This window comes from Streptomyces parvus, from assembly GCF_014648875.1.
Taxonomy (GTDB): Bacteria; Actinomycetota; Actinomycetes; order Streptomycetales; family Streptomycetaceae; genus Streptomyces; species Streptomyces parvus.
In genome coordinates, this window is the sequence record NZ_BMRY01000013.1 from 25,293 (window position 1) to 48,761 (window position 23,469).

The following is a 23,469-nucleotide window of genomic DNA, read 5'->3' on the forward strand; positions in this document are numbered from 1 at the left end:
GCCCCCGCGCACGGAGTGGACGGCGAGAGACGAGAAAGGGCGCGCGGTGGCTGACCGGTACGACGAATCATCCGTGGAGAACGTCGACAAGTACGAGGACACGGAAGCGGCCTCAGCCGACAACTGGGCCGACCTCGTCAAGCACATCACCGGGTACCCCGTGCCCGAGCGCGGCAAGGTCTTCGACACGCTCCGCTCCGACCATGGCGGCAAGCTCTTCCGGATGGACATCAAGGAGCGCAGCCTCAGCCTCCTCGTCAAGGACTCCGGCTTCCTGCAGAACAAGGGCCAGGACTACGACATCTGGTTCTTCGACAGCGGAAAGAAGCGCTCCATCATGCAGGCCCGGATCGTCTTCGAGGGCCGCGTGAAGTCCGGTGACGAGATCATCTTCGCCGGCACCGACTCCACCGACGTCAACAACGTGTCCGTCCGCGAGGGCAACGAGTTCACGGACTACAACAAGGACAAGTTCAGCACCATCCCGTTGGCCCAGTACATGAACGGGCCCCGCGCGGCGCTCATCGCCCTGCTGAACGGGAACAGCGGCGACGGCCGGTTCAGCGGTCTGGTCGCCAAGGAGTCCGACACCGTCGACCTGGACTCCTTCAACAACGCGGGTCACTCCTTCGACTACGCGGCCAAGTTCTTCAAGGACCACGCACCTCTCCTCAAGGACTGGGAGGACCGTTTCGGCCGCGACGACGCGAGCTGGAAGGGAGAGGCCGCAGAGGTCTTCCGCAGCCTCATCACGAAGATCCGCGAGAACTACGACAGCTACGTCGAGACCTTCAACAGCACGGCCGGCACCGGGGACCAGACCGGCACCGGCAACACCGTCTACTCCCGTGCCCTCTCCCTGGGCCGCCAGCATCTGGAACAGGCCGCCAGGGACCTGCTGGCCGCCTGGCTGAAGTGGGCCCAGTCCGACTACTACGACCCGCACCGGGTGCTGCGCTACGTCCTGGACGACCTGGCCCAGTGGGTCGACGCCAACAACGTGGCCAAGACGGAGATCACGTCCACGACCACCCGCTACACCACGACGGTCCGCCACAGCCCGCACGGCGACTTCTCGCAGACGCATCCGGAATACCTCGACCTCACCGACATCGCCAACTGGGCGAAGGTCGGCGACAAGGCGGTCGAGATCTGGAGCCGGGGCGTGGACGACTACCTCGTCAAGCCCGCCCGCGAGGTGCAGTCCCGCCTGAACAACCAGTTCCTCTCGCTCTCCGAGGACTTCTCCGAGAACGTACCCGAGCCGAAGTCGACCGGTACGGCCTCGGAGGCGTACGAGGAGAAGAAGGCGGAGGAGGAGCGGGAGAGGATCGAGAAGGAGAACGAGGAGAACCGCCGCTACCAGGACGAGCTGCGGGAGGAGCAGCGCCTCCAGCGCGAGGAGGACAAGCGGCTCCAGGAGGAGCTCCGCAAGGAGCAGGAGGAGCAGCGCGAGGAGGACCGGAAGTACCAGGACGAGCTGCGGGAGGAGCAGCGCCTCCAGCGCGAGGAGGACAAGAAGCTCCAGGACGAGCTGCGCGAGGAGCAGAACCAGCAGCGCGAAGAGGACAAGAGGTACCAGGAGGAGCTGCGCGAGGAGCAGCGGCGAGAGCAGGAGGAGGCCAAGCGGGAGGCCGAGGAACAGGCCAAGCAGATGGAGGAGAGCCTCGGCAACATCAACGGGCCGGGCGGCGGAGGCGAGAACCTCAACAACCTCGACGATCTGCTCAACCTCAAGCAGGACGTCCCGGTGACGGAGAGCCTCGGCGACCTCGGTGGCATCAACAACCCCGGTGGCCAGGGTGGTTCGAACAATCCGAGCCTCGACGACGTGAACAACGCGGTCTCCGAGAACCTCGGCAACCTCGGCGACGTGAACAACCCCGCCGGCGGCCCGGTGCCCGTGACCTCCAACCTCGGCAATCTCGGAGGGATCAACGGCGGCCCCGGATCCACGCGGAACACCGACGCCGCGGCCAACCAGGCGATCACCGAGAACCTGGGCAGCCTGGACGACCTCAACAACGGTACGGGCGGCTCCCTCGACACCCCGACCGGCGCCCGGACCCAGCTCGACGGCAACCAGCTCACCACCGCCTTCCCGGACGGCAGCGGCACCTCCTTCGACCCGGACAGCGGAGTGCTCACCACCACCCACCCGGACGGCAGCGTCACCACGCAGAACCTGGGCGACGGCGCCCGGGTCACCAACCCGGACGGCTCCGTCACCTCCCTCGGCGACGACGGCAAGCTGACGACGACGTTCCCGGACGGTACGAAGCAGGAGATCGATCCCGCGACCGGTCAGGCCGTCTCCACCGCCCCCGACGGCACCGTCACCACGGAGAACCTCGGCAACCTCGGGGGTCTGAACGGCCGGAACGACATCGGGGACCTCCGCGATCCGAACAACATCAACGCCGACCTGCCGACGGAGTCCCCCGGTGACCTCGGTGACCGGGAAACCATCAACGACCTGGGCGGCCTGGGGAACCTCAACACCGACGACGCGAGCCTGAAGTCCTCGACCGGCAGCCTCACCGGGCTGGAGAACGGCGACTTCGCCACCACGTTCCCGGACGGCGGCAAGACCGTCTTCGACCCCGACACGGGGCAGCTCACCAGCATCGCCCCGGACGGCTCCGAGGTCACCACCGACCTCACCCACGGGGCCGAGGTCACCAACCCGGACGGTTCCGTCTCCTCGCTGGACAACGGCCGGTTCCTCAACTCCTTCCCGGACGGTTCGAGCCACTCCATCGACCCGGACACCGGGATCGCCACCGTCACCGACCCGCAGGGCAGGACGGAGACGGTCACCCTCGACGAGCTCAACGCGCGCGGGAGCAACGACAGGCCGGACTTCCTCGACGACTTGAGGGACCTCGACCGGAACCGTGACCTCGGCAACCTCGGTGACCTCAACGGCAACCGGGACCTCGACGGCCTGAACGAGAACCGGGATCTCGATCTCGACGAGCTCAAGGACCTCGCCAACGGCAGCAGCGGCAGCGGAAGCGGCGGTGGTGGGGGAGGCGACGGGACCACCACCCGGGACGTCCCCCTCTCCGAACTGGGGCTGAGCGCCCAGGTGGGAGCGGGCGGTTCCGGCGGAGGCCTTCCCGACGCGAACCTCCCGTCGTCGGAGATCCCCGGCCAGGTCTCCCCGCTCTCCGACAGCGCCACGAACAACGCGACGACCCCCGGCACCGGGGGCGGCCCGGGAGCCCCCGGTGCCCCTGGCACGCCCGGCACCCCCGGCATGCCGATGGGCGGCGGCATGGGCGGCATGGGCGCGGGCGGGGAGAAGGGCAACGGCGAGCGCGTGCGCGCCGTCCTGGTCGACGCGGCGGAGGAGAGCGAACGCCGGAACCGCCGCAGGCGCAGCCCGTGGAACCGTCAGGAGGACAGCGACACCTTCCTCACCCCGGCCTCCCGGGTGGCCACCACCGGCGGCGAGTCCCCGGAGGAGGAACAGGAGCAGGGGCGCAGGCCCATGACGTCCGCCGACTACCTGGAGGAGGACGCGGACGTCTGGGGCACCGAGGAAGGTGGCACCCCGGCCGTGATCGGCAGGTGACGGACGGTCAGGTCAGGGGAGCGGGGCCGGATGTACCGGCCCGGCGAGGTGAACGTACGGTCGTGCGTACGGACAGCGGAACGAGCACCAGGACGGAACGAGGGGCACGCGCGTGACGGAACCACTGGAGAAGCGCCTGGAGAAGGCCATGGCCGAACTGCAGGCCGCCCAGGAGGCGGTGGCGCGAACAGAGCGTGAACTGCGGTCGGCTTCCTTCTCCGTGCTCTCCTCCGACCGGGCGGTTCGCGCCACCGCAGGCCCGCAGGGCGAGCTGACCGGGATCGAGTTCCTGGAGAACAAGTACCGCGACATGTCCCCTCAGGAGCTGGCCGCCAGCGTCCTGGAAGCGGCGAGCGCGGCCCGGCTGAAAATGAACCGGCATGTGATGAAGGCGATGGCCCCCTTCACCGAACCCAGCAGCAACGTGCCGGAGTTGAAGGGGTTCGAGCTCGACTGGGAGCGCGTCTTCGGCCCCGAGGTCCTGCGGGACGACGACGGGACCACCTCGCGCGGCGGCCCGGCTGCCCCCGCCTGGCGGGACGCGCTCGGCGACGAGGGAGAGGACTGACGGGATGGGACAGCGGTACTACGTCGACCCGGAGCGCATCGAGGCACTGGCACGCCAGTTGGAGGAGATCGGGACGCTCACCCGGACCATGACCGAGGAGTTCCTCGACGAGCTGGCGCCCACGGTCAGCTGGCCCGGCACCAACAGCGAGTTCTCGGAGAAGGCCAGGCCGCAGGAGCAGAAGGAGCGGCAGACCACCAAGGACACCATGCTCTCCATCAGGGACGCCCTGGTGGGCATCACCGACGCCACGATCGGCAACGTCCGGATGATGAAGGACACCCGCGACCGCAACATCGACGAGATCGAGCACGGCAACAGCCGCCTCGAAACCGATGGATTCGACGGCCCGGGCGGGCATGGCCGGCGCTGACCTCCGCACCGCAGGCCGCTCCCGTACGCGACCGGGATCGGCCGCTCCGTCCTGCCCGCACGGCCCCCGGGGCGGCCGTCGGTGAGCATCCAGGTATCGCCCGAGGTCAACGCCATGATCTTCATCCTCACCGGGGAGAAGCTCATGGACGCCGACGAGGACCTCGCCTTCGAGAGCCGTCGGCCCTACTCCGGCCTCGGGCGCAAACTGGACCGGCTGTCCTCCCTGATCGACAAGTCGATCCACGACATCGGCGAGTCCATGCCGGACGACCTCGCCTCGTCGTACGCCAAGGCGATGGGCATGCTCATCGACGACGACGGCAAGAACTACCTGCGCGAATTCTCCGACCAGCTCGACAAGATCGCCGAGGGGCGCCGCAAGACCTCCATGGACATCATGGAGTCCAAGTGGCAGGTCATCGCCGAGATCATCCGGCTGCTCATCGAGATCGCCATCTACCTGGCGATGTCCTTCTTCACCGGTGGCGCCTCCGCCAGCCAGATCATGATGGCCAAGCTGCGCAGCCGCTTCTTCATCCTCACCACGCTCAGCCACCTCCTCCAGCGGCTGCACCTGGCGCCCTCGCTCACCGAGGCGTTCGCCGAGGCGTTCACCACCTTCGCCGTCCGGCTCGCGATGATGAACTTCGCCCCGGACGGCCGCCGCCCCGACGGCATCGACTGGAGCGACATCGGCAAGGCCGCCGCGTTCGGTGCGGCGGCCGGGTTCTTCACCAGCGTCTTCGAGAAGTTCGCCAAGGACATCGTCCGCAGTTTCGACGGAAACTTCCTCAAGGGCGGCCCGGATCTCGACTTCAAGAACCCCAACTGGCGGGACACGCCGAACGTCGACATCAAGACCAACGGCCCAACCCCCCATCCCAACCCCAAGCCGGGCCCTGACCTTCCCGACCCTCCGAAGGACCGCCCCGACCCGGACCCGTACGGCAACGGTCCCAGCCCCACACCCACGCCCGGCCCGGTCCCCGTCACCTTCCGGGACGGCCCGCTCTCCTTCAGGAACAACCCCGAACTGTGGCGCAACAGCCAGATCCTGCGCCTCAACCTCGACCGGCCGGGCGCGCTGGCCGCACACTACGGCCTGAAGGGGACGGCGGACTTCATCGCCGCAGGTGCGGGCGAGGTCGTCGCGGAGATCCTGATCAAGGGGGCCTTCGAGGGCGACTGGTCCTCCAGCTGGACCACCTTCTTCGGCGCGGGCATCAGCAGCCGGGTCGAGTCCTCGCTGATGGGCGCCGCACTGAACAGCGGAGCCGAACTCCGCCACGCCATCGACAAGTTGCGCAACCAACCGCCGCCGACCGTCTCCGGCGGCCATGGCACGGGGACGGACGGCCCGGACCGCACTGAAGGCTACTCCCGCACGGACAGCACCGGCAGCGACGGCCCCGGGCCCGGCCTCTCCTCGCCGCCGCCGCCGGTCGTCCAGCAGACGACGGGTCAGAGCGATTTCACCGGCAGCCAGTCCCCGCCGCCGTACGTGTCGCAGGACGCGCCACCGCCCTACCTCTCGGCCGACCCGCCGCCGTACACGCCGGGGCCCCTGCCGGTGACGGCCGCCGAGAACGTGCTGTGGCAGCAGGTCCACCAGGGCCCGGCCGAGGTCCGGGAGCAGGCGCTGCGCGACCTCGCAGCCCTCCGGGGCTCCCAGCCGCCGGGCCCTGCCGAGATCGGCGTACGCGACGGGGTGCACGAGAGGCTGTCGCAGGCGCCCGAGGTACGGGTGGTGCCCGGCGGGAACAGCCCGGCCGGCCAGGTGGACACCGACGAGGTGCGCCGGGCCCTGGAGGGCTTCGGCACGCCGGTGACGGTGGATGCGCCGATCGTAGGGGAGGGGCCGGGCGTGTCGCCGGTGGACGGTGCGCCCGGCGGGGCGGAGAACCCGGTGCGGCAGCCCGGGGCGGTTACGTCCGGCGAGGCGGGCGCTGTGGACTCGCGGGGTACGGAGACCTCCGCCGACCCCGAGGCGCGCGACGTGCGGGGCGACTCGCCGGACCCCGAGGCGCGCGATGTGCGGGGCGATGCCCCGGTCACCGTCGACGGCCCCGGCACCGGTACGCCGCCGCTCACCGTCGTCGTGTCCGAAGGCCCCCCGCCGCTCGCCGCATCGCCGGAGGCGGCCGAGCTGCTGGACGGCGCCGGGGTGGACCGGGCCGTGGTGCTCGGTCCGCCGACCGGGTCCGACGCGACGGGGCAGCCGGTGCGCGAGGCGGTCGAGCTCACCCGGGAGGGCCCCGGTGCGCCGGTGGAGGTCCGTCCGCTCAGCGGTCCCGAGTTCGCCGGGACGCCCGACGGCGGCGTGAACACGGCGTTCCCGGGCGCGAACGTGCTGCTGCCGCTCGCCGACGCCCTCGGGGTGCCGCCCGTGATGGCGGCGGTTCCGCCGCCCGCCGCATCGACCGTCCCGCCCGCCGCATCGGCCGGCCCTCCCAGCTCCTCGACGGTCTCGCCTCCGCGTTCCCTCGCGCCCGACGGCCCCGGCACAGCCGAGACCCCGCCGGGCGAGCAGACGCAGCAGACGACGGGCACACAGGAGTCGCCGGAGCCCTCCGCCGTCACCGAGTCCGGTCAGGCCGACCCCGTTGCCGCGCCTTCCCGCACCGAGTCCGAACACCTCGACATCGACCCGTCCTCGGTGAAGGTGGTGTCCGGCGAGCCGGCGCCCACCACCGGTGAAGAGGCCAAGCCGCCGGCGATCACCACCACCAGCTCCACGCCCGGCCCGGACGTCAAGGCTCCGCTCACCGGCACCGGCACCGGCACCGACACCGACGCCGCCACCGAGACCGCGCCTGACCTCAAGCCGACGGTCATCCCGACCTCCTCGGCCCCCACGACCACGCCCACCGACCCACCCGCCGCCTCCAAGCTCGCCGCCGACGCCCGCCCCTGGACCGAGACAGCCACCGATCTGCACCTGGAGTCGGGCCGTGGCGACGCGGACACCACCCCCATCCCCATCCCCCCGCCCGGGCAGATCACCGTCCGCCCCGCGGACCCGGCACAGGACCAACCACCGCAGACGCTCCGGGACTTCCTGCCGGAGGACCGGTGGTGGACCTTCTACATCGACCCCAAGAACCACCAGGCCGCCCTCGAAGCCTTCCCGGACGACCCCGGCTCCTACTACGACCACGACCGCTCACCGGGCTTCCAACAAGGCATGGTGTCGGCGTACACGCAGTTCCTCGGCGACCCCGCCACCGTCGCCACGCCCATGGACTCGACCTCGTACCGGACGATGCACGGGCTGGCCACCGGCCACCTCGGCCGGACGATCGGCTGGTCCGGCGGCGGCGCCACGCAGTTCCCGCTGCGGGGCGAGACGCTCGCCGACGACATCTTCGACGAGCGCATCGGCGAACAGTTGCTGGTCTACGACACGACCAGCCGCGACTGGTCCACGCCCCTGCCCAAGCCCCGGCCGGTCACCATCCTGACCCGGTTCATGCACAACAACCCCTCTCTGGCGACCAATTACGGCAAGAACGCCGCCCCCGGCCTCGTCGACACGCTGTTCCAGCAGCACTACGCCCGGGTGTCCGACCCCGACGCCGACGACACGGCCAAGCTCGCCTCCATCGTCCGCACCGTCCGGGCACTGCACGTCGTCCACCCGTTCCAGGACGGCAACCTCCGGTCCAACGTGCAGATCCTGCTGCCGAAACTCCTCCTGGAACAGGGCCTGCGCCCGGTCGTGCCGGACACCATGTACAGCCTGTTCCAGGGCGGCCACTCCGTACCGCAGATGGTCGACTCCCTGATCCGCAACGGTGCGCTGGACACCGGAAGGCCGCGCCCGCCGCAGGGCGAGCCCGCCGCCGACGTGAACCTGGAGTCACGGCTGGACGGCGCCACGGACACGGGCGACGCCCCGGCCACGCCGATCGCCACCAGCAGCTCGGGCGGCGACACCAGCATGCCGCCGCCCCCCACCGCCGGGCCCTCCGTCACCACGCTCGACCGGAAGACGGTGCCCTTCAGCGAGCTCCGGCGCTTCGTGCCGCAGACCACGACCGCTCCGCAACCCGGCGTGGCCGTGCGGACGGTGACCATCTCGCAGAGCCCGGCCGAGGACGGCACGGCACGCAGCGCGGGCCGTGAGGCGCTGCTCGGCCAGGACGACTTCCGCGGAGTGCGCACCACCTCGGCCGACCCCCCGCCGCCCGGGACCTCCGAGGCGCCGCCCGCACCCCGCACCGTTTTCACCGGCCCGCCGACCGCCCTCCCCGGCTCCGGGACCGAGCGCGGCGCCGACTACTTCGTCGGCCACGGCACACCCCGTACGGTCACCCTCGGCACGGACAACGCCGCGCACCCCACCGTCAAGGTCAGCGGTGTCCAGCTCGGCGAGGTCCTCAAGTCCTGGGCACAGGACGGGGACCAGGACCGGCCGCTGGTGTTGTTCTCCTGCGAGACCGGGCAGCAGCCGAAGATCGCGGGGCTGCCGGTCGCCCAGCACGTCGCCAACCGGACCGGACGCCCCGTGTACGCGCCGACCACCGAGGCGGGCACCGCGAAGGACCGGGACGGCAACGTCCGCGCGGTCCTCGGCGAAGGCCCCGAGGGGCCCGGCCGGTGGCGGCTGTTCACCCCGGAGCCCGCCGGGACCGCGCTGGACGACCTGGCTCGCGCCGCCGGACTGCACACGGGCCCGGACCCGGCCGACGCCTTCGCCCGCGCCCGTACCCTCCAGCAGATCCGCACCCTGCGCGAAGTCCTCGGCCCGGACGCCGAACAGCAGCCCGGAAACAGCGAGTTGCTGGCGTCCCTCGCCTACGTGGATGGCCTGCGCTGGCGTGACCCGGGCACCGCTGCCCGGTACGGCGACGGCCGGATGACCCCGGAGCTGCTCGACCGGATGGTCACCGACTGGCACACCGCCGACAACGGCACCACCGTCGACCCGGCCACCGGCCCCACCCCGGAGCAGTACACCGCGTTCCTGGAGGCCGCCGCCGGACTGCGGGCCGGCGCGACTCCCGAGACCACGCTCGACGCGCTGCTGCCGCCCCCGCCGCCCGAACTGCCCCCGGACACCCTGGTCTCGCAGCCGGACGTGCTCGGCCTCTCCTACGCACGTTCCGCGCAGATCACCTGGTCCCTGTCGAACGCCCCGCTGCCGTTGTCCGAACTGGGCCTCGGCCCCGCCGACACCGCCGAACTGGCCCGTCGCCTGCACCACCCGGAGCTCACGGCCGCGACCGCCCCGACCGCCCCGACCGGTCCGACCGGCCCGCAGGACACGTCGGGGCCCGAAGGAAGCCCGCCTCCGCCGACGCTTCCGGTCAACGCCCTCACCGTCAACGCCTACACCGCCCGGCACACGTACGGCATTCCGGAGAAGAACTTCGACAAGTTCCGCGACCTGGCGCGGGACCGGAACGTCGTGGTGGACGTGCGGCCGACGAATCCGTCGGCGCCGAAGTGGCTGGACGCGGGGGCGATGCCGAAGCCGCAGGACATCAAGGCGAAGACGGTCAACGAGGTCGACGTCCTGCTCGGCGCCGATGCGGACACGATCGGTCTGGTCGGCTACTTCCAACCGGTGCTGCCGGACCAGGGCTCCGTTCCGCACGGTGCCTGGGACCGGGTGGTCTCACGGTTCAACCAGCGGTCCACGGAGTTCCGCGAACTGGCCGGGAAGATGGCCCAGTACGAGGCCGAAGGCCGCTTCGTCGTCCAGAACGGCGTCGTCCTCGGCGTCGACGAAGCCGGTGACCGGCGCCCGATCACGGGTGACCACGATGTGTTCGACGTGTCGTCCCCCGACGGCTCACGGCTCTCGCATCCCGACCACGACGCGCTGATCGACGAGATGCGGGCCAAGGACATGGCCGTAGTGCACGGCGCGCACATGTTCTGGAATCCGCCGACCGCGTTCGACAAGTCGGTCTTCGACAAGATCGTCGGATCCCATCAGGGCCCCTCCGGCGAACCGCTGCTCCGCTTCACCCCCAACAGTGACCACGCCGTCCTCACCTGGACGCAGAAGCTCAAGCCCGGACAGGTCGACTCCTACACGGCCCGGCACTCGTACGGCATTCCGGAGAAGAACTTCACCAAGTTCCGTGATGTGGCGCGGGACCGGAACGTGGTCGTGGACGTGCGGCCGACGAATCCGTCGGCGCCGAAGTGGCTGGACGCGGGGGCGATGCCGAAGCCGCAGGACATCAAGGCGAAGACGGTCAACGAGGTCGACGTCCTGTTGGGGGCGGACCCCGGAACCATCGGACTGGTCGGCTACTTCCGGCCGGTGCTGCCGGATCGGGGCTCGGTTCCCGCGGACGCGTGGGACCGGGTGGTCTCACGGTTCAACCAGCGGTCCACGGAATTCCACGAACTGGCCGGGAAGATGGCCCAGTACGAGGCCGACGGCAAGTTCACCGTGCACCAGGGGATCGTGTTCGGTTTCGACGACGCGGGCGGCCGCCGTCCGATCACCGGCGACCACGACCTGTTCGACGTGTCCTCGCCGGACGGTTCCCGGATCTCGCCCGTGGCCCACGACGCGCTGATCGACGAGATGCGGGCCAAGGACATGGCGGTGGCGCACGGCGCGCACATGTTCTGGAATCCGCCGACGGCCTTCGACAAGTCGGTCTTCGACAAGATCGTCAGCTCCCACGAGGGCGCGTCCGGCGAACCGCTGCTCCGCTTCAGCCCCGGTAACGACCACGCCGTCCTCGTCCACCCCGAACCCCGCCCGGCCTCGCCGCCGCCCGCCCGCCCGGAGAGCATCGCCGAGGACATGCAGCTCTCCGGCAAGGGCACCGGGACGCCCGGCTTCACGGACACCGTCCACGCGGACGGCCGGGCCTTCCGCAGGATGCCCGCCCGGGGCGACGGGGACTGCCTCTTCCGGTCGCTCCTCGACACCGCGCGCAGCCACGCCGTCCCGCCCCCGTGGGCCGCCCGGAACGTCGCCGGACTCCGCGGCCTGCTCCGCGACCGGCTCACCGGATCCGAACTGCTCGCCCCGGATGTCGAGGCCACTCCCGACCCGGTGCTCGCCGTCGTCGACGACCTACGGATGACCGCCCTGGCCGGGGTGCGGGACGCGGAGGCGCGGGAGCGGATCGGGCAGCGCTGGGACCGGATCGAGCAGGCCGTCGTCACGAACGGCGACGGACGCCGCTGGCGGCAGATCCTGAAGGACAGCGGCTACCCGCACCTCGCCGATGTGGCGCCCACCCCCGCCGACGCACGGCGGCTCGGCACCGACGGGCTGATCCTCGCGGCGGCCGAACTCCCGGCTCTGTGGTCCTCACCCTTCGCCGACGCCCTGCCGCTCGCGCTGGCGCACACCCTCGACATCGAACTGCGGCTGGTCCGCCCCGACGCGTCGGGGCCGACGGGCACTTCCGTCACCCCGCTCAACCCGGGCGGCCGGAGCGGGACCCTGCACGTGGCCTACAACGGCGCCGACCACTACGACGCCCTGGTCCCGGCAACCGCCCTGCCCGCACCGACTACCGCTCCCGCCCCTGCCCCGGCCACCGAAACCCCGGCCGTCCCCGACGTCTTCGGGGAGTGGCTGCGGAGCATGGGCGGGGTCACGGATCTCAGCAGTCCCACCGAGGAGAGCCCGGACCGCGGCGACCCCGTACCGCTGGAGACCCAGCTGGAGCGGCACCGCCCGGCACGGCTGCTGACCGGCGAGGACGCCCGGCCGCCGGACCCCGCCCCACGCACGGTCACCTTCGACGACGGCAGCCGTCTGCCCACCGTCCTCATCAGCCCGGACGCCGATCCCGACGACGGCTCCACCGGCCCGGGCGCCCGGACCGCCGCCGGGCCGCCGCGGACGGGGCTCCTCAACGGCCCGGGCGTCCTCACCCTGCGCTCGCCCGAGCAGGTCGCGAAGGAGGTCTTCGACCAGCTGCCGAAGAAGCTCCGCGCCCAGTTCGACGAGGCGGAGCTGCTGCGGCTGCTGAAGGACCAGCCCGGCGCGTTCACCGCCCCGCGCGGCGCCCGCTTCGTGGGCCGGGAGAAGTCCGGGGTCGGCCACGAGATGATCGTCGAGGCCGTCCCGTACCACCGCTGGGAGCGTTTCGGCGAGGTCGGCGGCGCGACCGTACGGCTGGACACCATGCGGCGCGGCCAGGCCGGTACGGGAGGCGGGCGCAGCGTCGGCGTCGGCCGCCGGGTCGCCGCCGCCCTGGGCATGGGCCCGCCGCTCAACTGGATGCTCAAGATCGGTGTCTCGCTGGGCTGGACCCGGAAGACCGACTACACGCAGGGAACCCAGGCGTACCACCAGAGCGAGTACCGGGCCTGGGAGGGGTCCCACCTGCATCTGGACGACGTCCACTACCGGGTGCGCGTCGAGCGGATCACCGAGGCGCCGAAGCCCCCCGCGCCGACGGCCCACGGGCCGGGCGCCGCGCCTGCCGTCGCCCCCCGTTGGCAGCGCAGCCAGGTGCACTCCGCCGCCTTCGCCATGCGGGACGGGCTGAGCTGGCGGCTGCCGGACGACCTCACCGTGCCCTTCAAGGGGCCGAAGCGCGCTCCGGAGACGCTCACCTTCCCGGACGGGGCCGAACCGCGGATCGCCGACACGACCGCCCTCCACCTCACGGACCCGCCGGAGGACGTGGCGCTCGCCATCTCCGGTGCGCGCCCCGGAAGTTCCGCCCACCGCACGCTGATCTCGTACGTGCGTCCCGGGCGGCTCCTCGGCCTCTTCGGGCGGTTCACCGGACCGGTGAGCGGACCCGAACTGACCCGGGGCAGCGGGCAGCACCCGCTGGGCCATCTGATCGTCGAGCGGTCGATCCCGCACCGGGCCACCCTGGTCACGGAGTCGGTCAAGGCGGAGGTCCGCGACCTCACCCAGACCACGTACCAGAACCAGCGCGCCCACGTCCGCGACACCCGCCTCGGCGTCCAGGTCACCGCCGGGCCCAACTACACCCTCATCGGGCCCGAGACCGATGTACGCCTCCAGGGCGGCCCCCTCGTCCGCACCGATCTCAGCGCGGGCCGGGGCCACTACCTCGGCTCGGACGCCGCCCGCAAGGTGACCGGCCGCGTCCGCAACCACCCCATGGCGCTCTACCGGGTGGAGCGCACCCTGATGGTGCGCAAGGCCGGACAGCCGGCCTCCGCCGCCCGGCCGGTCCGGGTGGTCAGCCTCGACTGGTACTCCACCCAGGACGCGCGCCGCCTCGCGGGCTGGGACAGCCGTACGCCCGGAGCGACCGGCCCGAACCCGGACGCCGAGCCGCCGGTGCCCTGGTACCTCACCCGCCAGGACCCGGTGCACCTGGGCGGCCAGGTCCGCGCCGAGGGCTTCGTACCCGACCAGCGGCCCCCGGACCCGGCGACCGCCCCGGCCACCACGACGACGGCTCCCGCTCCGGTGGCGACCACGTCCGCCCCGGCGACCACGACCACGCCTGCCCCGGCTTCCGCCCCCACCCCTCCTGACCCCCTGAAGGCCTTCACCGACACCGTCCTGGACACGCTGCACCGCGCGTACCCCTCGCTTTTCGTACCGCCGCTGATGCTGCGCCACCCCCATCTGGCCAAGCTCTGGTACGGGGACGGGCGCATGCGGACCGCGCTGCACAACGAGCGCCAGGTGCGCGAGGCGCTGAACCGGCCCAGCCTCGCACAGAGCCTCGACGACCTCACGACCACCGGGGTGCCGGTCACGCTCACCGAGGACGGCAAGGTCCGCCGTGGCCACCACACGCTCATCCTGCGTGCCCGACTCACCGACCGGCGGTTCGAGACCACGCTGAGCGAACGCTCCCTGCGCAACGCCGTCATCGGCACCGAGATCTCCGGCCAGGGGCAGCAGGAGTCCACCACCCTCTCCGCCGGGGTCGAACTGGGCATCTCCCCGCGCGACCACGACAAGGACCCCGGCACCGGGCTGCCCCGCCAGGCGGGCAACGTCGCCCTCGGCGCCCGCTACGCGCAGACGCGCACCCGCGCCACCAAGAACACCGTCGCCGTCGCCCACGACCAGCTGACCTTCCAGAACGGCGCCGATCTCTACAGCTACCAGGTGGAGTTGGGCGCCACCTTCGAGGGCCATCGCCGCCCGCGCGGCTGGACCCGGCTCGTGTCGATGGGGCTGCTGGGCGCGGGCGTCTTCGTCAGCAAGGTCGGGGAGCGCCCGCTGTTCGCCCGGGGGACCGAGACCGTGGGCCGGGTGGAACTGGCCGTCCCCGCCGCCCACGGTTCCGACCGCCACGCCCCCGCCGACCCTCCTGCCACCGGCCCCGTGCCGGCGGCCCCGCCCACCCCCGCACCGCGCCCCCTCTCCTCCACCGAGGCGGACCAACTCCTCGACGGCACACGCCCCTTGCCCCGTACGTCCTCGTCCGACCGGCGGCTCGTCAGCAAGCTGCTCAGCGCCCCGCACGTGGTCCTCAGCACCGAGGGCGGAGAGCAGCGCCAGCAGCTCGTCCAGGACACCGCCGACCGCGCCACCGGCGCCTCCTGGCACGTCAGCGCCCCCGGCACCCCGATCCGCACCGCTCTGCGCCGGGCCATGGCCAACCTCGGCGTCGCCGGGCAACTCGGCCAGTACCTCGGCCCGTTCGGCTCCCGCATCACCGGGCTCACGGGCGCGGGACCGTTCTCGACGCACTACCTCAAGGGGGCGGTGCGGGGCGAGCTGGAGAACGTACGCGTCAAGAGCGACCCGAAGCCCGGCAGCCTCGAAGCCACGATCGGCAACGAGCACCGCGTCGCCGGAACCTCCGGCAGCGGCTCCCGGACCACCCTCGGACTCCAGGGTGCCGTGACACCGGTGCAGCAGGTCCCGGACCGACAAGCGCTGGTGGGGGCGTACTCGACCGCGCTCCAGTACGCCTGGGGCAAGGGCCGCAGCGTCTCCCGGACTCTCACCCGGGGCCGCAACACCACCCTCAGCTACGCCGGCCGGATGTACCTGGTCGTCGCCGACGCCGCCGAGACCGTGGCCGTACGCGACCGCTGGACGGCCGCGATGGGGGCGGTCGGCACCCGGGCCGGGGGCCGGGTCGGCTCCGCCGCCGGGCGGATCTCCGAACGGCTGGGGCGTGGCCTCTCGCCGCGCCGGGCCGCCGCCGCGCTCCAGCGCGTACGCGACGCGGTGATGTTCCACCTGCCGATGCAGGACGCGATCGAGGCCGGACTCGCGCCGGACGGCCTCGGAACCAGCACACCGGCCAACCTCGGCGGCGGCTACAAGCTGCCCCCCTTCCTCCGCCGCCGCCACTTCCCCTCCCACCCCAGCGGACAGCTCGACGCGAGCCGCGTGGCTCAGCAGCTGATGGGACAGCTGAAGAGGCTGGGCGTGCCCTCGCACGACCGGGAGCAGGTGCTCCAGCGCCTCTCGCCGGACTTCCTCCGCTCCCATGTGCACGAGCTGACCACCGACGGGATGGCTCTCCCGGTCCACTACCGCACCTGGTCCAGCCCGCACCACCTGCCGGTCGGCGGCAGCCCCGGGCAGCTGAAACTGACCCTGACACCGGTCACCACGACGGTGGAACGACTGCGTACCGGTTACGAGTTGGAGGACTACCGCACCACCGCCCGCGACGACGTCGAGGGCCGGTCCCAGGACCGTGGCGCCGATGTGACGCTCAGCGCGAGCGAACGCGCGGCGGGCAGCGGAGTGCTGGTCGCCAACCCGGCGCTCCAGGGCACTGCGGCCAAGCAGCGGTCGAGCAACGTGGCCGAGGCGGCCGGCAGTACCGCGATGCCCAACATCGCCACCACCCAGGCGCACGCCGAGATCGTCACCACGTACACCCTGACGGCCACCCTGGTCGACGCGTCCGGCAAGCCGCTCGGCCCCACCGCCACCGCCCCCGTCGGCAGCCTCAACGAGATCCTCCCGGCGAGCCTGCTCACCCCGACCGGTGACGGCACCGACGGCGCGCTCACCGAACAGGACCTGCCGGAACCCTCACGTGCGGTCCGCGTCCTCACTGCCGATGAGGCATTGCCGGAGTCCATCGCCCAGTGGCGGACAACGGACCGGGAGACCGGCGAGAGCGACCCGGACATCCTGCCCTTCGACGATGTGATCGGCTCCGGCATCCTCGCCGTGGACATCCTCGGCTCGGCCAACGTGCAGGACGCCCTGATCCTCGCCACCGCCCGCGCCGACGGATTCCCCGGCGACGCGGACCTCGGCGAGCGGCACACGGGCACGTCACTCACCGAACGCGTACGGATGGCCCGCCACACCCCGCTCACCGGGCTCGGCACCGCCCCGGCCCAGGCCCAGCAGGAGGCCACCTCCCAGGTCGGTCTGACCGCGGGCTTCCGCGAAGCGCTCGGGGCCGAAGGCTCACCGCTGCCCACCCAGTCCTCCGCACGCCTCCTCGGCCAGTCCCACACCGCCGACTCACGGCTTTACGCCAAGATGCACCGCAGCGGCGCCCGGCTGCTGGCCGTGGAGAACAAGCCGCGTATGGAGGCCATGCAGCGGCGCAAGACCGGCGACGCGCTGGACGCGGGCATCACCGACAACGTCGAGGGCGCGGTCAGTACGTCACCGCTGGCGGGCAACAGCAACGCGGGCGTGACCAACCCCGGCGCCACCGTCCCGATCGGCGGTACCAACGACGCGACCGCGCTCAGGAGCGCCACCGACACCACCCTCGGCACCCACGTCAAGGTCGTCACCGACCGCAGCATGCTCTTCGCGGTCCCCGTCAGCTGGCTCTCGGTGGCCGAGGTGGACCACCGGGTCACCGACAGCCGCCCGGTGCAGGCCCTCGGCAAGCCCAAGCGCGGTCCCCGGGCCGTCGAGGCCGAGACCACCGCCCTGGTCTGGCTCCGCGAGGACATCGCCCGCGACTACGGCCTCCTGGACGACACCACGTTCCCCGACGAGGCCCGCACCGCCTGGGACGACCAGGCCAGGGCGGCGGCCGACCTCGCCACCGCCGAGAAGAACTACTACGACGCCCGCGCGAAGACCCGGGATACCTGGCTCGACCTGAGCCCCGAGGAACAGGCCGCGCTCGGGGACGACACCGGGACCGCGACACCGCCCCCGGAGCTCGCCGCGTCCCCGGCCGTCACCGCCTGGCAGGCCGCCCGCGACGACGTACACCGTCGGCAACGGCACCTGGACGCCGCCGCGAAGGACCACCACCGCCTCCACCTCGCCGCCGCCCGCCTCACCGCCCACCACCAGGGTTCGGGCTCGGTGCCGGTGAAGGACGTACCGCAGGAGTACACCGCGCCGGACTGGCGGTCCGATGCGCCGGAGCCGTACACGGTCACCGACGCCACCGACTCCGCGCCGCGCACCCTCACCTCGCCCGACGGGCGCACGGTGCACCAGGTCCACGAAGTGCCGCACGACGGGGCCTCGTTCTTCCACGCACTGCTCGCGACGGCCCAGGACCGGGGCAGGCTGCCCTTCCTGCTCGACGGGGACCTCGCCGACCGGTTCGCGGCCACCCCCGGAGATCCGGCGGTCACCAGGGAGGCCGTCGACGCCGCGCGCAACCGGCTCGCGTGGGCGCTGGGCGACGAGAGTAACCAGGACCTCCTGGACGGCCTGGCCATGGATGCGGCGGACACCTTCACCCAGGCCGAACTGGACTACGCAGAAATAGATCTGACGGATGCCCAGCAGGCCGAGTTCGACGCCTTCGGCCGGCTCCCGCAGACCGTCTGGCCGAGCCCGGAGCAGCGGGTGGCGCTGGGCATGGCGGCCCTGTCGCGCCCGTTCACGGCCGAGCCCACGCCGGCGGACCCGCACGACGGAGACCCGCACCCGCCCGAGCGCCGGGCGGGCGACCACGGCGGCGCCGACGTACTGCCCGCCCTCGCGGCCCGGGTCCTGGGCACCCCGGTGACCGTCGTGACGGGGGAGGGACGGCAGCAGACGTTCCTGCCGCACGGCGCCGACCCGGCGACGGCCGACGCGGCCTCCGGCCCGATGCTCTTCGCCGCCGACGGCTTCTTCTCCGCCGCGCTCACCCCTGGCACCACGCCGCCGATGACCACCGCGCTGCCGACCTCTCCGACCACGGTTGCGCCCTCGGGCCGTACGGGAACCACCCTTGAGTCGCCTGCCCACCGCAGCCACGTCACCCCGCCCTGGCTGCCGCCCGCCGACGCCGACGGCCCGCGCTACCGGCTGGACCGGGACGGCCTCCTCACCGCGCCCGACGGCGCCACCTACACCCAGGGCGCTCCGGCGGGCCGGGGCAACGGCTTCTTCGCCGCACTCTCCACGGCCCTGCGCCACGCCGCCGAGCAGCCCGGCCGCGACGCGCGGGCGGCGGCCCGGCTCCGGACCCGCGCCGGGGCGTCGCCCGCCCAGCTGATGCGTCTGAACGGGCTTCCCGGCGAACGGGCGGAGCGCGACACACTGTTCTCGCCCCCGCCACCCATGAACCAGAAGGGCGTTCCCGCGCCGAGTCAGGACGCCCTCGACGGCCGGCTGCGCCGCCACCTGGCCAACGCCCCGTGGGGCCCGGAGGCCGACCGCGCGGTGGCCGAGTGGGCGGCGAAGGCGACCGGCGCCACGGTCACCCTGATCGAGGAGAACGGCACCGCCCACACCTACACGGGCCCCTCCGCCGACGCGCCGGTCCTCCGGCTCCGCCGCCGGGGCGGGGACTTCGTACCGCTGCTGCTCCGGACTCCGGCCCCGGCCCCGGCCCCGGCTCCGGCTCCGGCTCCGGCCCCGGTACCGAAGCCGGAGACGCCCACGGACGCCGGCGTCCCGGGGCTGCCCGGGGAGGAAGAGGCATACGAGCTCAGCACGCTGTCCGGCACGGAGCCCCAGCCCCACCCCCAACCGCAGCCCCAGCCCCAGCCCCACGGCGGCACCGACTCCGAAGCGGATTCCGACTCCGACGGCGAGGAGGACACCCCCATCTGGGCCGACCCCGAGTGGCTGACGGCAGTGTTCGGACCGCAGTGGAACAGGGCCCCGCGCGCCCGGCTCCAGGAGACCTCTGAGGCCCTCTACGCGCTTGTCGAAGAGGTGGCGGGCGGCCGTTCGACCCGCGCTGGACTGGCCGATCTCATCCGGCAGGTCCTGCACCTGCCCGACCGGGCCGGGGTGACCAACCAGGACGTCCTGGACCTGGGAGCGCTGGCTCTGGAGGCGTCGTCGGACGACCTGGCGACCGCCGAGGACCTCGCCGTGTACTTCGTGGACCGGCAGATCGAGACCCGGCGGGACGCCCTCGCCGAGGAGACCCTGCTCCGTACGGCGGAACAGACGTCGGCGGAACGAACCCCGGCGGGACTGACGTCGCCGGAACGGACTCCGGCGGGACGGGACTTCACCGGGGCGGACCGAGGTCTGCCGGCCCCGGACTCCTACCTCGCCGAGCGTTCCGGCCGGGTGGCCGGGCAGAGCGCGCCGTGGCGGAACCCGTACCTGTTCGTGGCCCGGGCGGCGGAGGGCGGCGGCGTTGAGATCGTCACGCCGTGGCGCACCTTCGTGGTCCGCGACGCCGAGGAGATGGCCCGGATCATCTCGTACGACTCCCGGCGGCCGGGCGGCGCGGACATCGTCCTCGCCCTTCCCCCGGCGTTCGCCGCGCAGGTGGCCGACCTGGTCGCCGGTACGACGGCCCGCCCGGTCTGGTACCCGCTGGGGCTGGCCGAAGTGGCCACCCACCCGACCACCGGGGCCGCCCACCTCGTGGTGCACCGCCGGGCCGGGGAGACCGGGCCGGACTGGAGCACGCCCCCGCCGCCGCGGGAGCCCGGCCTGCCCGGCGCCCGCGACCTCAGCAGCGACAGCGACAGCGACGACGGCCGGGGCGGCGACACCGACAGCGACAGCGGCTCCACCAGCGACGGCGACGCGGAGTTCGACCGGCTGGCCGACCAGCTCCAATGGGAACGTCATACCGACGCGTTGCGCGCCCGCCCCCTGATCACCCGCGACTACGAGGTCGTCGACGAGAGCGGCACCGGAGTGCTGTTCACCGAGCCCGGCCCCCGCACGGTCGGCGACGTCCGTGCGGCGGGGACGGAGGAAGGGCCCGCGCTGGTCCTGCCCCACCAGATTCCCGCAACCGTCCCCGCCGCCGACCGGCCGCCGCTGCACATCTCCGAGGACCGGACGGTCGCGCTGCTCTCGGCCGGGGACGACACCACCGGACGCGGTCGGCAGGTGTACGCCACCCGGGCGGCCATCGAGAGCTCATCGGCCCGCCTGGCCGCCGCCGGAGCCGGGGTGCGGCCGGCAGCCGATCCCTCGGTACGGGTGGTGCTCGCCCGGGAGGACGGCACGCCCGGCGAACCGCTGTTCCGGGTGGAGCCCCGGTTCCTCACCGCCTCCGGAGCATCCGAGTACGCCTTCACCCGCGACTTCGCCCGGATGGTCGCCGGAACGGATGCCCCACCGCTCTCCCACCTCGCCTTCCGCACCCCCGACGGTACGGTCGCCACGGCCCCGGTCAACGGACTGCACGGCCGGGAGGTCACCGGCACCCACCACCTGGCCCAGGGGCTGACCGAGGTGGCCGACGGCACCCGTAACGGCACCGACGTCACCCCGGACTGGGCGGCCCGGCAGGCCGGCCGGGACCCGCGCTTCACCGGCGGAGTGGTGGGCGCCCCCACCCCGGGCGAGGCGTACGGCCAGGCCCTCCGCCACACCCAGGACAACGCGCTGCGCGGGCCGTTGACCCGGGCCGCCGCCCGTGCCGGGGTCAACGAGTACGCCTGGGCGGAGGTCGGCGAGGGCTATCTGATCCAGTCGGTCAGCACAACCAACGACGGCGGCGCCCAGCTCTTCACCCACAACCACGCCAAGCCGGGCGACCCGGTCGGCCCGCACGCCCCGAACCACTTCGCGCAGGTGGTGCTGGCCAGCGAGGACGGCAGCCACCAGATCACCCTGGAGAACGAGACCCACTCCCGTACACCGATACCGGTGGAACAGCTCGACGCCGTCCTCGACGAGAACCTCGACCGCTACGACGAGGACCAACTGAACGCACTGGCGCAGGAGTCGGAAGGCCGCGCCGCCACCGCCCGGCGCGATGGCGCAGCCCCGGCGGAGATCGCCCGCCTCGAAGGCTTCGCCCGTGCGGCCCGGGCCCTGGCCGCCGTCCACGAGGCCGAGCACGTCCGCTGGTACTTCACCGAGGACCGCCCCGAACGCGCCCTGGCCCAGCGCGAAGTGGACCGGGCCCGCGCTCGCGCCCGGGACGCCGTACGGGCCGCGGCACCGGTCCTTGACGACAAGGACCAGTGGTTCTTCCGGGCCTACAGCAAGCGCCCCGGTGAGTCCGCCCACGCGGTCAACGCGGCCCTGCTGTCGGACCGTTCACCCGCCGTCTCCAATCCGCTGACCACGGTCGCCCTGCACGGCCACGCGCTCCGCCCGGACCGGCGGACCGTACGCTTCGCCGAGCAGCAGCACACCCCGTCGGCGGACGCGGACGAGAACCTGGACGCCCTGGCCCTGTCCCTGGCCCGCACCGGCCTCTGGAACCACGCCAACGGCCTGCCCCTGCCCACGGTCACCGTCACCGGACACGGCAACCGGTCCCGGGCCAGCGGCCGGAAGCGGGCCGAGGCGGTCGGCAAGGCACTGGGTGAGCGACTGGCCCGGCTGCTGAGGACCTTCCAGGACGGGGTCCCCGGCACGCACGTCCGGCTCTCCGACTTCACGCTCACCCTGGACGCGCAGCGGGTCCGTAGCGCCACCGACCCGGACCGGGGGCGGACGGTGACCGTGGACATCGACGACCACCGGCACGCCTCGCCGGCCGTCCCCGCCCGCCCCGCGCCCGGGCATCCCGCCCCCGCCGGTGAGCCGCCCCGCCCCGAACCGCTCGCGCGGCCCCGCCCGACCGCCGAGCCCGCCCCGGTGTCCACCACCCCGTCCACCCACCGCGACCCGTCCCGCCCGGGCCGCCGGTCCGCGACGCCCAGCCCCGACCGGGGCGCACCGGTGCCCGCCTGGGTCCAGGCCCGTATCCGGTACGCCGAGGAGTCCGTCGCCTTCGAGCGGCGGCTGGCGGAACACCTCGCCGAGAACGAGGCGGTGACGGAGGAGTTCCGCACGATGGCGCGCGCCGCGTGGGACCGGGCACGGCAGCAGTACCCGGGTGCCCTCGCCACCTTCGGCAGCGAGAACCCGAGCATGCCCGGCACGGTCGGAACCAGCAGGCCCGCCCTTCAGCAGGTGCTGCGCACCGGCCATCTGAGGGAGTTGGTGACCTTCCTGTTCCAGGGCATCTCCAGCGACCTGGTGCCCGAGATGCTGGGGGGCAGGGAGGACCCCGACCCGGAGATCGAGCAGGAACGACCCAGCCGCCGCCAGGCCGAGGGCCGCGCCGAACTGGAGCGGCTGGCGGCACAGTTGAACCTGGATGACACCCTCTCCGTAACGGAGAAGCAGGCGGCGCTCGCCCGTGCCACCCGCCTGCACACGGTCCAGCGGGACCCCGACGACGTACGCCCACCCCTGAGCCGGGCCGAGCGCCCCTTCGCCGTGAACGACCTCGGCCTCACCTGGATGCCCGCGTCCTCCGTCTACGACCTCGCCATGAGCACCGGCCTCCAGGAGGTGTCCGAGGACACGGGAGGCCTGGTCCTGACCGGCACCGCGGGGTCGACGTACCGCTTCCTCGTGCACGCCGCCCGGATGCGGGACCAGTGGGGGATCGACCTGGACCTCGGGCTGATCCGGGCCGGGATGATCGCCATGTCGCTGTCGGCGGGCCACCACTCGTTCCACGAGGTCATGCGCGGGGCCCAGTTGGCGCTGGACTCCGTTCCCGGCCACGATCCGGCGCTCGACTACCAGGACAACTGGGGCCGGTACTGGAACGTCTACCCGCTCACCGAACAGGAGCTGCGCGACCGCGTCGCCCGGGACGGCCTCTTCCCCGACGAGCACGCCCGGGCCCTGCTCGACGTAACGTGATCTTCTGCCGCATGGAAGGTCCATGTGCCCGGTCGGCCCCGTACG

The 23,469-nt window shown here is 72.7% G+C and carries 4 protein-coding genes; all 4 read left to right on the forward strand.

Annotated elements, in window-relative coordinates; genetic code table 11:
* The first annotated feature begins 46 nt into the window (after positions 1–46).
* The 4 genes from IE140_RS36475 (at position 47) to IE140_RS30710 (ending at position 23,424) form a co-directional block, all read left to right on the forward strand.
* Complete coding sequence (locus IE140_RS36475) at positions 47–3,580, forward strand: AAWKG family protein (protein ID WP_150195110.1); 3,534 nt, start codon at positions 47–49, stop codon at positions 3,578–3,580.
* 112 nt (positions 3,581–3,692) lie between these two features.
* Entirely contained in the window at positions 3,693–4,148 is a 456-nt protein-coding gene (locus IE140_RS30695; protein WP_150195108.1) for a YbaB/EbfC family nucleoid-associated protein, read from the forward strand.
* Between the two features lie 4 nt (positions 4,149–4,152).
* On the forward strand, positions 4,153–4,521 hold the full coding sequence (locus tag IE140_RS30700) for a hypothetical protein (protein WP_006122780.1): 369 nt from the start codon (positions 4,153–4,155) through the stop codon (positions 4,519–4,521).
* A gap of 114 nt (positions 4,522–4,635) precedes the next feature.
* On the forward strand, positions 4,636–23,424 hold the full coding sequence (locus tag IE140_RS30710; protein ID WP_229826965.1) for a DUF8616 domain-containing protein: 18,789 nt from the start codon (positions 4,636–4,638) through the stop codon (positions 23,422–23,424).
* Positions 23,425–23,469: the final 45 nt, after the last annotated feature.

What these genes read in the sequence shown, in the direction of transcription:
- IE140_RS30710 (WP_229826965.1), top strand. Translation starts at nt 4,636, where the DNA reads ATGATCTTCATCCTCACCGGGGAGAAGCTCATGGACGCCGACGAGGAC.
- IE140_RS30700 (WP_006122780.1), top strand. Translation starts at nt 4,153, where the DNA reads ATGGGACAGCGGTACTACGTCGACCCGGAGCGCATCGAGGCACTGGCA.